Annotated in this window: 1 pseudogene; it reads right to left on the reverse strand. The window is 48.9% G+C overall.

Annotation, left to right across the window (positions count from 1 at the left end):
• Nucleotides 1-70: 70 nt before the first annotated feature.
• Nucleotides 71-14971: pseudogene (locus CJP72_RS07470) on the reverse strand (Ig-like domain-containing protein); the annotation flags it as partial.
• Between the last annotated feature and the right edge of the window lie 4 nt (nt 14972-14975).

A 14975-nucleotide genomic window follows, 5' to 3' on the forward strand; every position in this document is an offset into this window, starting at 1 on the left:
TACCTTCATCGACACTATTTTTATTTCTGACAAGCTCGGTCTGACCATTCTGATAGCTTATCAGCACATCTTTAGCACCATCCCAGTCGAAATCCATGGTTGCAACAGCTGTTACCACAGAATTTATTCCAGTACCAAAAACCTGCTTAGTGAATTTCGCAGTGCCATCATTTAAATAAATGTATGATTTATAGTTGCTGTTCCAACCTGTGTTCCCAGTTTTTACTATATCCATATAACCATCATGGTTCCAGTCTATGGCCAATGAATATCCGCTACGCACCCCCTCAGAATCAACTGCAATGGGTCCGTTCAGATTTCCATTGCCATCATTTAGCAACAACTTTCCATTAAAGCCATTACTTCTCCACATAGACATATAAAGATCCATGTACCCATCATTATTAAAATCGGCCCATGTCAATGATGTATTGTAATTCGAGTCAGAAGTAGAATAAAAGGCATTTGCTATTTCCTGCTGCCAGATAAATGTGCCGTCCCCTTTACCAAGCATGGAGGATAACTCGTAGCTGTTTGAGTTATTCGTTGTGTGCATGACAACATCAGATTTCCCGTCATTATTCAAATCCACAATTGATAACTCTGCGCCAGAAATCCAATTTGTGACATTTTTTCCTTTAGTCACACCAGTAACCGCGCTTCGGGATAAACGCTGAGAAAATGAACCATCTTTATTATTAATAAAATACGCACTTGAGTTGAGGTTATTATCACCGAATATAAAATCGGCATAACCATCACCATTAAAGTCAGCAGAGACAATAGTACCGGAGTCGCCACCGTCAACTCCCCCTCCACCAATACGTGTATCTTTTCGGGTAAAAGTATTAACGCCACTATTTGTATACAAATAAAAATTATCATATCCCGTTGATTCTGCCACGATGTCCATATAACCATCACGATTATAATCGAAGAAACTCGATGAGTTGTAATAACCCGTGATTGGCAATGCTGTTTTGGTATAAGTATTTCTGTCTATAGACGCACTTAAGGTATCATTTGCAGTAAACATCCACATCCCGTTAGCATCTAGCGTCACCCCTCCGGCAAGCGACGGGTTATAGTTTTCGCTATTGATTGCTGGGCCCACCAGGGTCGTTTCAGCACTTACCGTCATGGTTGAGTTCGTCGTATCACTGCCATTACCGCTCAACGTAGACACCTGCATATTTACGGTGTACGCGCTACCTGAGACCGTTAACGCATCCTGATCGGGTATCTGCAGATACCAGGTCTTATTCGGAATATCGACTACAACGGTACCATCGACAGAAGAATAGGTTTTCCCATTGACGGTGACTTCCAGAACATAATTCAGCAAGAAATCACCCGTCCCGGCAAAGGTACCACTTAAAACAGGTGTTGTATCGGTTGTCGTCAATGCCGTCATTACGGCAGTCAGTGTTGGCAGAGTGGTATCCAGAATATAATAAAAATAGCTGAAATCGGTTGAATTACCCGCCATATCCACAACTTTTGCGCTGTAGGTATATGTACCATCCGACAACCCTGCCAAATTGTCAGTCCAGGTCCAGGTCAACCCTGTGACGGCGGCCTGGCCCACGGCTACGCCATTTCGGTAAATTTCGACATATTCACCATTTCCAAGGGCCTTAGTCAGCGTGCCATTCAGACAAGGGGATTTATCATCACTGGAGATTGCCGCCTCAAAGGTTCCCTGCTTCTTACCGTTATTGTCCGTATAACTGACAATTTCTGGCATGGCGAGCGGTGCGACGGTATCGATGACAACTTTTTGCGTTGTAATGACACTGGCATTGCCTGCATCATCAATAATCCGCAAGGAATAAGTATGTTCGCCATCGGCTAATGCCTCTGTGGAGTAGCTCCAGTTTAATTCATCCAGCGTGACGCTTTGCCAGTTACCGTTATCGACACAAATCTCAAGTCTTTCATCTGCTGCCAGTTCCTGACTCACCGAGCCTTTTAAGGCTGGCGTATTATCTGAGGTAACAAAATCGGCGTTGCTCTTGCCTGTGTCGGTGTCTATCAATGTGACAGCAATTGTCGCCCCCGAGAGGGTGGTATCAATGACAATGTCTTTCTGCGCTGTTGAACCTATATTTCCCGCTTTATCAATGATCCTTACTGACCAGGAGTGAGAACCTTCTATCAGAACAGTTCCTTCAGCATATTGCCATGACGTTCCTGTCACCGTCACTGTTTTCCAGGCTCCGCCATCCACACTGATTTGAACCATTTCATCGACTAACAGCGCCTGATTTAGCGAACCATTAATCGTCAATATTGTATCGTTAGTTTTGAAATCTCCCAGCGTGCCGGTATCGTCACTGATACCTGTTATTGCAATGACGGTATCAGATATTGCTGTATCAATGACAATGTCACGACTGGCCGTGGAACCTGTATTTCCCGCATCATCTATAACGCGAACTTTACATGCCACTGTACCCGTCAATTCACCGCAATCGTATGACCAGTCAAGACCGTTTAACGAGACGTTTGACCATGTAATCCCATTATCAAGGCTAATCTGAACATGCTCACCGTTACCTAAAGCCGCGCCAATTTTGCCTTTAATGGTCAGCGTTGTATCGTTAGTAATAAAATCGCTGCCAGACATCCCGCTGTCTGTTGTAATACTGTCTATGGTAAGCGTTATCGCTTCAGAAAGTTTTATCGTATCAATGACCACTTCCCGGGTGGCGGTATTACCTGTGTTTCCTGCCTCATCGACAACACGAACCTGATAAGTATGTTTTCCCTCACTCAGTGAACGCCCATCAATATATTTCCAGCTTGTCCCTGTGACACTAAGGGTCATCCAGGTTGTACCACCGTCAACACTAATTTGTGCTTTTTCATTCACGCCCAGTGCTTTATCTAACGAACCATTAACAGTGAGTGATCTGTCATTAGTAATAAAATCATTAGAACTCAGACCTGAATCATCAGTAATAGAATCAATAGTAATCATTGACGTTGGTACTGATATATCCACAGTGAAATGCTTTGAAGCATCTGTCACGTTGCCGACAGAATTCGAGACACTCGCAGAAATAGTGTATTGCGTACCATCGGTTAACAAAGACATATCAGCAATGCTGACATCACAGCTCCATTTTCCGCTTTGCACTGTCGTGGTGTAGGTTTTGTCGTTTAGGGTGATCGTAACAACGGTACGATCTGGCGCCGATGAGGTGCCCGTTATTTTCTGTACAACCGAGGCTTCTGCATTATTTAACCAGGTATCACCCGTAAAATCGTCTATCGTCAACGTGACTTTCTCATCGCTCAGCGTTAGGGTTTTACTGGTTGTCGATGAAGTATTGCCCGCTTTGTCCGTCACAACAGCTGTGATGGTATAGTCACCGTCAGGCAACCCCGTGAAGTCGTTGCCTGAAAGATCAATGTACCACGAACCATCGGCGGCAACTGTCGCAGAATAGGTGCTGCTGTTATTGAATGTCACCGTCACAGTCTGACCAGGATCGGCGGTAGTCGTACCAGAGACCCGAATGCCATCTACCTGCCCAGTGATATTCACCACATTGTCCTGACCCGCAATATTAGTATCAAAAGCAATGACGGGAGGAGTGGCATCAATGACTATCGCGCGAGTTGATGAACCATGGTTGCCAATCGCGTTATCAACCGATGCCTTAATAACATAGCTGCCATCACTCAACAGCGCCATATCTTCCGCAGTGACCGTAACACTCCACTTTCCATCACCGCTTACGGTCGTGGTGTACGTTTTGGCATTCGCGGTGCCGTCACCAAAAACGACGGTAACCGTTTTACCCGCCGCCGCATCCGTGGTACCGCTAATAACCTGTGACCTGGTGTGTTCACTGTTATTTATGCGATCATCGCCAGAGAAGAGATCAATCGTAATAACAGGTTTAGTATCATCAACCTTAATTTTTTTCGTTTTTGTCTCTTCGTTACCTGCAGCGTCTTTTAGCGTAGCCGTAACATCATAAATACCGTTTGTAAAATCGGCTAATTCTCCTGCCGGGATATTGATGCTCCATTTACCGTCAGCACCGACGATTGCTGTATACGACTGATTTATGTCATTACCTGAAATAACAATGTTTATGGTGCGCCCCGCCTCAGAAACGGATGCAGTACCTGAAATTGTTTGTCCATTTTGCGCGGTGAGTTCATCCGTATTCAGAATGTTATCTGTTGCAACAGTATCGATAGAAATCACCGGAGCCACGGTGTCAACCGTCACTTTAACTTGAGGTGCGTTACCAGAGTTACCATGACTGTCCTGGACCATGGCATCGACCAGCACAGTCCCTTCAGCTAAACCTTGAATAACCGCCGCATTGATGGTCAGGCTCCACGAACCATCAGCCTTCACGGTAGTATTGTAATTCACACCACCGAGCGTCACCCTGACCGTAGCCCCAGGTTCAGCATCAATGGTCGTACCCGTGATGACCAGATTCGCGCTGCTGCTATGCTCTATCGCATTGATAAAGTTGTCACCGGTGATTGGATCAATGACGATTTGCGGTACTTTCAGCAGAACTTGTAATTGTGGATCGGCTAACGCCGTACCGTGGTTGCCTGCCACATCGTTGACTTCAGCCTTAACGTCATACATGCCATTTTGCATATTCGTCAGGTCAGAAGAAGGGACAGAGACAGACCAGGTACCATCTGCGTTGACTGTTGTCGTATACGTTTTACCGTTAAGTGTGACCGTTAATGTCTGACCGATTGTGTCGCTTGCTGAGGTGCCTTTAATTTGTAAAGGTTGCCCCATTTCCGCTGCACTCAGAATATTATCGCCGCTAATAACAGAAATAGTGATGGTTGGTGAAACGGGCTCATAGGTAATAAACCGATGTTCCTCCGCACTGATACCAACATCATTGGTCACTTTCACCTTAATCTCGTTATTATTACCCAGCGTTAAGCCTTCCAGGTCTTCTTGAGGTACCGTTAAAGTCCAGCTCCCCGATTCGTCATTATCTGAATTGGACACAACCGTCGTATACGTCTTACCCGCAAAAGTAACTGTGACAGTATCACCGTCTTTCGCATTACTTGTTTGCCCTGAGAGCGTTAGCCCGTCCTCACTGGTCGCCTCCGCCGCATTAATAATATTATCACCCGCAACGGAGTCCAGTGAGATAGCAACACTGTCTAAGTTTACGGTAGCGGTCGTGGTTATTTCCGTCGATGTATTACCATAGGCATCTGTTGCAGAGGCGGTGAACGTTAATTCAGCACCATCACTCCATAGAGAAACATCATTTTTTGGCACAAGGACAGCCCAGGTATGTCCGTCAGCACCGACCGTTCCAGAATAAGTTTTGCTAGTGATAGCATCGCTGATGGTAATTTGAATAACATCACCATTTGATAAATTCGTTGCACTCCCAGTAATAATCAGCGGTTGGTCATGCTCAATTTTATTAATAACTTTATCACCAGAAATATCATCAATTGTCAATTCTGGTATTTTTATCGCTATACCAATCTCATGCGGATATTTAATGCTTTCATTACCCGCACTATCAATGACGACCACATTAATGGTATTCACGCCGTTATTCAGCGCATTTAAATCCTCGGCAGTAGCCGTTACGCTCCATGTAAGATCACTACCTACGGTTGTGGTGTACGTTTTACTCCCCAACGTGACTTTCACGGTATCGCCAGCGACACCATTGATCACCTTGCCACTGATGGTTTGCCCGGTTTCAGCTTCAGTGGAGTTAACAATATCATCTCCCGCAACAACATTAATAATTACAATGGGTGCTACTGTATCGACGACAATATTTTTACTGATCGTTGTGATATTTCCATTCACATCTTTTGCTTGTGCATAGATGATATATGAACCATCACTTACAGATGCCATATCCGCAGGAGAGATATTGATTCCCCAATGTCCTTCTGATATTTCTGGGTGATAGATTTTACCATTGAATGTGATGGTTAATATACTGCCATCCGGTAAATTTGTATCACCGGAAATCGCAAAACCATCGGCCTTCTCTGTTTTATTTAAAATATCATCGTTACCCGCAGAGGTCGTGGTGATCGATAATTCAGGGCTTATCGTTTTTACATCGATATCGTGCGTTGCCTGACTTGCCGGGTTACCCGACGAGTCTTTAGCATCGGCTGTGAGTGTATAAGTTCCATCCGCAAGGCCGCGAACAATATCAGCACTAATACCGATACTCCACTTACCCTCTTCATCGACTGCCGTTGTAAATGATTTGATGACACCATTGGCATTCGTAATCTTAACGACGACCGTCGCGCCTTCAGCGAGTCCAGTGGACGTCCCCGTTATGACCTGGGCCTGTTCATGTTCGGTGGCATTTATCACATTGTCGATCGCCTGTTTACTGTCAAAAGACAGCGTCGGTGCAGTGAGATCAACAAGAATATTCGCGGTTTTTGTCGTCTGGTTGCCAGCATCGTCACTCACACTGACTACAACAGATTTCGTGCCGTCCGTCAGTGCATTTACGTCATTAACACTGACAATCACGCTCCACTTTCCATCTGAGTCAATTAACGCGTCATACGTTTTACCGTTAAGAGTGACCTGAACTTTTTTCCCTTCGCCTGCATCGCTGAAACCACTGATTTGAACAGAATCAGCATGTTCAGCACGATTAATAATATTATCCTGGGCAATAGTATCAATCGTCAGTACAGACGATATACTGTCCACCAGAACCCCCTGAGAACATTCAGCTTTATTGCCAGCTTTATTTAAAACGACAGCCGTAGCATCCAGTGTCCCGTTAGGCAATGTCGCCATATCAGCAGCAGGGATCTGGATTGACCACGTACCATCAGCATTGACTTTCGCGGTGTAATTTTTACCGCCTAATTTAAGCATGACTGTACAATTAGCCTCAACGCCCAGGGTTTTCCCGGTAATAATCAAACTCGTCGATTTTTCAACTGCGTTGATAATGTTATCTGTAGCAATAGCATCAATACTGATCGCCGGACCATTAAGATTAACCTGAACCGGATTAACCGTAATCGTTGCATTGCCCATTCCATTATTTACACTGGCATTCACATCAAGTTCGCCAGCAGGCCATGCGCTCACTTCTTCTGTCGTGAACCCCACTTGCCATGTGCCCTCGGTTTTAACAACGGCTTCGTGCGCTATACCATTAACCGTGATGGTGACAATTGCACCAGCTTCGACATTTTTACTTGAACCGGTAATCACCACCGGCGAATCATGTTCAATGACGTTAATAATATCGTCACCAGAGACTTCATCGATTATTAGCGTAGGAAGATTTGCATCGACGGTAATTTCATGCCGGGTTTGTGCATGATTTCCGGAAGCCGTGGTGATCTCTGCAGTTATCGTCGTTTTACCATCGCCAAGTGACTGAACATCAGCTGCTGAGATGTTGATGCTCCAGCTTAAATCATTTTGCACCACAGTTTCGTACGTATGACTCCCGAAGTGAATAATCACTTTTTCGCCAGGCTGTGCGTTTGTCACATGACCGGAAAGCACCTGAGCGGCCGCAGCTTCTGCGGCATCGACGATATCATCCACGGCAAAACTGTTAAAAGTAATAATAGGAACGCGTGTATCAATCGTGACGTTATGTGTTGTTGACTGCCCATTATGATATTGATCTGTCACGCTGGCGGTAACGGTATAATTGCCATTGCTCAACAGTTGTAAATCTGCTGATGAAACCGTCAGGTTCCAGACACCTGAACTGACTGTCGCGACATAACTCTTCGTTCCAAAATTAACGACAATTTTCGCGCCATCTTCCGCACTGCTGGTTCCACTTAAGGTCAGAGAATTACCGGCCTCCTGAGCATTGATAATATCATCCAGCGCAACGGTATTGATCGTAATAGTTGGCAATGTCGTAATCACATTGATGACTTTACTGTCGTTTGAACTATTCCCCACGCTATCCGTAATAGTGACGAAAAATGTATTTTCACCTTCAGGTAATGTTTTTACCACGCTTGCCGGAACACCAATACTCCAGTTGCCGTTTTCATCGACCTGTGTGGTATAGGTCTTTGTTCCAATCGTTACAACAACGGTATCCCCGACGTCTGAATTCGTACTGGTACCCGTTATCAGAATTGCTGAATTATGTTCAGCGTTATTGATGACGTTGTCATCAGTAATAGGGTCATCAAACTTAACCGTTGGCAAAGTGACATCAATGATTAATATCTCTTCTGTACTGCCTTTATTGCCATAACGATCGGTCACGCTGGCCGTCACGGTGTAGTCACTGTTCGTCAGCCCAGTGACGTCGGTTCCGGGAATAGTAACAGACCATGTGCCACCGGTTTTCACTACCGTGGTATAAGACTTACCGTTTAACGATATCTCAATGCTTGTCCCTGCCGGCACACCAGCGACACCGCTAATAACGACGGATGCCGAGCTCTCTTCGGCGTTAATAACATTGTCGCCGCCAGCCATTGACGTAATGACAATAACGGGAACATCCTGGTCAACAAGTACCGCTCTGGCTGCGCTCGCGCTTTCGCCATTTGTATTCGTGACATGAACCTGCACCGTTATCAAACCGTTTTGCAGGGCAGCCATATCTGCTGCGGTAACCGTTGTTTCCCAGTGCCCGTTTGCATCTACGGTTGCGGTATACATCTTATTCGCAAACGTGATAGTGACTAATTGACCTTCTTCCATACCGGCAGTGGAACCACTGATAGTTAATGACTGAGATTGTTCATCAGCATTAATCACATCGTCTGATGCAATAGAATCGACGGTAATAGCAGGAAGAGAGACATTAATATTGAAATCATGAAGTTTAGTGATGGTGTTTCCGTTAACATCATCTCCTGAGATTTTGACTGTTTCTGTTCCATTCCAGAGAGCAACATCTGCTGAAAGCACATTGGCTTGCCATAATCCACCTGCCTTAACTTCCGCCTGGTAAGTTTTGCCATTGATCTCTATGGTCAGAATCGCTCCCGGTACGAAACCACTACTGCTACCGGTAATGTAAACATTGCCAGAATGCTCAATAAAGTTAACGACGTCATCACCCGATACCGGGTTGATGTAAATTTCTGACAGATTGGCATCAATATTAATATCGCGCTCGCCTTTACCTGTATTTCCTTGCGCGTTTGTCACTTCAGCAGTAATCGTACTTAAGCCATTGCCTAACGCTTTCAGGTCGGCAGATTGAACCACCACGCTCCAGGTCAAGTCGCTGTTAACCGTTGCCATGTAATCGTGAGCACCAATATGTACAGTGACAATATCACCAGGTTTAGCGCCAATGACGCTGCCAGTAACGCTGGGGTTACTGTTAAGTTCATTGGCGGTGATGATGTTATCGACGCAAACCGCATTGATTATCACCGTTGGTACAGTGGTATCAATTGCAAAGGTATGCGGCACTGATGTTGTATTACCGCTGCTGTCACTCACCGATGCCGTAAAGGTGATTTCGCCCTGGGCAAGAGTTTGCACCTCCGCCGCAGCTAACGTGATATTCCATTTTCCTTCAGAGACTATCGTTGTATAGGTTTTTCCATTCAGAATGACCGTTATTGTTCCCCCTTCCAGATCGCAAGTACCCGTGATGGCTAACGTACCGGCTTTTTCTGCGATGTTAACAATATCGTCGCCAGCCACTTTATCAACCGCTAAGGTTGGCCCGGTCAGATCAAGGGTGAAATCATGTGTGGCGGAGCCCTTGTTACCCGCAGTGTCGGAGACCTCGGCCTTGATCGTGGTCGTCCCCTCTTCCAGCGCAGCGATGTCCGCTGCCGGGACTCCCACACTCCACTTGCCGTTCGCATCGGTCACGGCGGTGTATGTTTTGCCGTTCAGAGTGACGGTTACGATCGCCCCGGTACTGACGCCGGTAGACGTACCGGTGATAATCTGCGCGACGGCATGTTCAGTGCCGTTAATGATGTTGTCCGCCGTCACACTGTCGATGGTCACCGTCGGGACAGTCATATCGACAGTAATGCCATGCGTTGTGGAACCTTTGTTACCGTTTGCGGCAGTCACTTCCGCCGTAATGGTGACGTTACCTTCCCCCAACGCAGCCAGGTCAGCAGCCGGGAGCGTGACAGCCCAGGAGAGATCAGCCGTCACGGTCGTGGTATAGGTTTTACCGTTCAGGATAACGGTAACGCTGTCGCCTTCTTCAGCTCCCGTCACCGTCCCGCGGAGAGTCTGGTCAGCGGCCACCTCGGACACGTTCAGGATATCGTCGCCCAGAGGATTAATAATGACCGCCGGTGACTGACTGTTCACACTGAAATCGCGGGTTATGATAGTGGCATTACCGCCATCATCGATAGCAATCGCGGTAACACTCAGGTTTCCTTCCGGAAGTTTCGCCACATCGACCGCAGGAACCGTCAGGGCCCAACTGCCGTCGATCACCGTAGCGGTGTATTCCTTACCATTTAGCGTCACTTTCACATGAGCGACATCAACGCCACAGTCCCCGCTAAATGTCAGATCGGCGCCTTTTTCGGTGGCATTGACGACATCGTCTTCAGAAACAGTGTTGATCGTGAGGAATGGACCGCTCATATCGACAGTGAAATCACGAGATGCGCTACCTTTATTACCAGCCGAATCCGTTATTTCCGCTGTGATGGTTGCCACCCCATCATCAAGTCCGTTGATATCCGCAACCGGAATTCCTACGCTCCAGTTACCGTTCGCATCCGTAGCGGTAGTGTAGCTTTTGCCGTTCAGAGTAACAGTCACGACACTCCCGGCACTGGTGCCGGAAGCGGTACCGCTGATAATCTGCGTGACATTGTGTTCAGTACTATTAATGATATCGTCCCCTGTCACGGCATTAATGGTGACCATCGGAGCCGTCGTATCGACGATGATATTGCGTGTAGCACTACCACTGTTGCCGTCAGACATCGTTACTGTTGCAACGATGGCTGTCTGACCTTGCGCCAGTGCAGCCAGATCGGCCGCCGGAACGGTTACCGTCCACGAGTGATCTGCGTCCACCGTTGTGGTGTACGTTTTGCCATTCAGAGTGACCTCAACGGTGTCACCTACGGCGGCATCGACGACTTTACCGCTGATATTCTGGTTTGCCGCGACCTCCGCCGCGTTTAACATATCATCGCCCAGAGCATTGATAGTGATTGTCGGTAGATGGCTCTCCACATTAAAACTATGGATTGCGGTGGTAGTGTTACCTGATTCATCAGTGGTGCTTGCGGTAACGACCTGGCTACCTTCCGGCAATTTAGCCACATCTGCTGCCGGTATCGTGAGTACCCAACTACCGTCGAGCACCGTCGCGGTATACTCTTTGCCATTCAACATCACGTTGATGTGTGTAACATCCTCGCCGCAGGTGCCGCTCAGTACCAGTGCCGTCCCTTTTTCTACCGCATTGATGATATCGTCGTCCGCGATAGTGTTGATTTCCAGTACCGGTGCACTCAGGTTAACAGTGACATCGCGGGTCGTACTTCCTTTGTTGCCTGCGGCATCAGTCACTTCGGCTTTAAAGGTTGCTGCACCTGCAGCCAGCGCAGTGATATCGGCGGCTGGCACCGTCATACTCCATGTCCCATCGCTACCCACCGTCGTGGTCCAGTCGTGGCCATTCAGCGTGACAGTGACTGTCGCACCTGCGTTAACCCCTGTGGCAGTACCACTGATCATTTGTGCGATGTTGTGCTCGGCGATATTGATGATGTCGTCCGTTGCCACCGTATTGAAAGTGACCACAGGTGCGAGAGTATCGATTAGTATGGTGCGTGTGCAGTTGCCGCTGTTACCGCTGGCGTTGATCACCTCTGCCGTTATGGTTGCCTGACCTTGCGCCAGAGCGGTCAGATCCGTTGCCGCCACAGTGACAGTCCAGGTCAGATCAGAGTTCACGGTGGTGGTGTACGTTTTGCCGTTCAGGGTAACGATAACCGCGTCGCCCGCTGCTGCCCCTATCACTTTACCGCTGATATTCTGTGCAACCGCAACTTCCGCCGCGTTCAACACATCATCACCCAAAGCATCAATAGTGATAATTGATGCCTGGTTATCCACTGTAAAACTGTGATTTGCGGTGGTGCTGTTACCTGCCGTATCAATGGCGGTTGCCGTCACATTGAGGTTGCCTACCGGAAGTGCTTTGACATCAGCGGCTGGAATCTCGAGGCTCCAGGTCGCGCCAGTAACCATGGCGGTATATTCTTTACCGTTGAGGATAATTGTCACTACGGTGACATCGGTGCCGCAGGTTCCTGACAAGGACAGAGCCGAGTTTTTCTCCGCAGAATTAACGATATCGTCAGCTGTAACGGTATTTATCGCCAGTGTCGGACCGGTCACATCGATCACAACGTCATGTGTCACACTACCTTTATTGCCTGCTGCATCAGCAACTTCTGCTTTGATAGTCACTGTTCCGGCGTTCAGCGCCGCCACGTCTGATGTCGGTACACTGATCAACCAGTTTCCCTCAGCCGTTACCGCAGCCGTATAGGTTTTACCGTTCAGAGTGACGGTCACGGTTGCTCCGGCACTGGCGCCAGCGGCAGTACCGCTGATTATCTGCGTCATGCCATGCTCGGCACTGTTTATAATATCGTCAGTGGCGACAGGATTGATGGTCAGCACCGGCCCGATCGTATCGACCGTAAAACTTTGAGTACAACTGCTGATGACATTACCATCCACCAGAAGTTCTGCGGTTACCGTAGTAGTCCCTTCACCGAGCGCCGCTAAATCCGCAGCCGGTACCGTCACTTTCCAGGTAAGGTCAGAGGCCACTGTGGCGGTATACGTTTTACCATTCAGGGTAACGACGACAGTGTCACCTACCGACGCCATTGTCGCTTTACCCGTAATCTCCTGATTGACGGCTACTTCGGCCTGGTTCAGGCGATTATCCGCCGTCACTGAATCAATCAGAATGACCGGCTCCATATCGCCATCGATATGAATGACATGCGTATCCGTCGTGCTATTGCCGATGCCGTCCATTGCCTTCACGAGGATCGTCAGATCGCCTGCGGGTAATGCCTCCGTTTGTACAGTGTTCAGCTCAACAGACCAGGCCGTTCCATCAATGGTTGCATTATATGTTTTGCCATCAATAACCACGGTGATGAATTCCGCATCCGTGCTGCAGGTACCGCTGATGGTTAAGGACCCTTTCTTCTCTTCAATATCAACGATGTCGTCACCCGCGACAGTATTAATAGTAATTGCCGGTCCGGTGATATCAGTGATCACATCACGGGTCGCGCTGCCTGTATTTCCCGCGACATCCACGATCTGCGCGGTAATGGTAGTTGTCCCTTCCGCGATTGCAGCCATATCAATAGCCGGGACATCTATACTCCATGTGCCATTCGTATTGGTTGTGGTCGTGTAAGTTTTTCCATTGAGTGTGACAGTGACAGTCGTACCGGCACTCACGCCAGCGGCAAAACCACTGATAGTCTGAGCGGTACCGTGTTCGATGTTGTTGAAAATGTCATCCGTTGCAACAGCGCTAATCACAACTACAGGAGCCGTCGTATCGACCGTAAAAGATTTGTTTGCTGTCGTGGTGTTGCCTGCATTATCGCTTGCGCTCGCAGAGATTGTGTTCACCCCTTCCGTCAAGGCACTGACATCATCAGCCAAAACGGTCAGGCTCCAGGTCCCGCTGGTTACCGTCGCGGTGTATTCTTTACCGTTTAGTGTCACCTTCACACTGGTGGCACTCGCATCGCAGGTGCCACTTAACACAAGGTCTTTACCTTTCTCGGTGGCATTGACGATGTCGTCCGCCGTGACAGTATTGACCGTCAACGCTGGACCGGCCAGGTCGATGGTAAAATCATGTGTGGAGGAGCCTTTGTTACCCGCCGTGTCACCAACCTCGGCCTTGACCGTGGCCATTCCTGTTTCCAGTGCGACGATATCCGCTGCCGGTACGCCGATACTCCATTTACCGCTTGCATCTGTGATGGCGGTGTAGGTTTTGCCGTTCAGAGTCACCGTCACGGTGGTGCCTGCACTCACGCCGCTGGCCGTGCCGCTGATGATCTGCGCCACACCATGTTCGCTGCTGTTCAGGATGTCGTCGGCGGTGACCTTATCGATGGTCACGACCGGGGCACTGACGTCCACCGTAATCGTGTGGGTCGCAGAGCCCGGGTTGCCGCTGGCTGTGGTCACTTCCGCCGAAATCGTGGCCGTGCCGTTGGCCAGCGCCGCCAGGTCCGCTGCCGGCACCGTGACTGCCCAGCGCATATCTGCCGTCACCGTGGCGGTATAGGTTTTGCCGTTCAGGGTCACCGTGACGCTGTCGCCTTCCGCAGCACCGGTCACGCTACCGCTCAGGGTCTGGTCTGCCGCCACTTCGGCAGCATTGAGAATGTCATCACCCAGCGCATCAATGGTGATGGCCGGGTTCCGGCTGTCCACGCTGAACGCATGTGTTGCCGTCGTGCTGTTACCCGCCGCATCCGTCGCCGTGGCCGTCAGCGTCAGGCCGCCTTCCGGCAGTTTCGTTACATCGGCCCTGGGAATGGTGAGGATCCATCCCCCATCAACTGCCGTTGCGGTATATTCTTTGCCATTAAGCATCACGTTGATGCTGGCGACGTCAGTACCGCAGGTACCGCTCAGCGTCAGGTCAGTCCCTTTCTCCGCCGCGTTGACGGTATCATCCACCGCGACCGTGTTGACGGTCAGCACAGGACCGGTCAGGTCTGTCGTAATGTTATGCGTTGCGCTGCCGCTGTTTCCCGCCACATCGCTGACAGCCGCCGTGACTGTCGCCACACCTTCGGTCAGCGCCGTGACATCCGCCACCGGCACCCCCACGCTCCACCTGCCGTCCGCTCCCGTGGTGGTGGTGTACGTTTTACCGTTCAGCGTCACCGTGACAAGTGTTCCGGCACTCACGCCGCTGGCCGTGCCGCTGATGATCTGCGCCACACCA

The sequence above is a fragment of the Citrobacter sp. NCU1 genome, from assembly GCF_010231475.1.
Lineage (GTDB): Bacteria > Pseudomonadota > Gammaproteobacteria > Enterobacterales > Enterobacteriaceae > Citrobacter_D.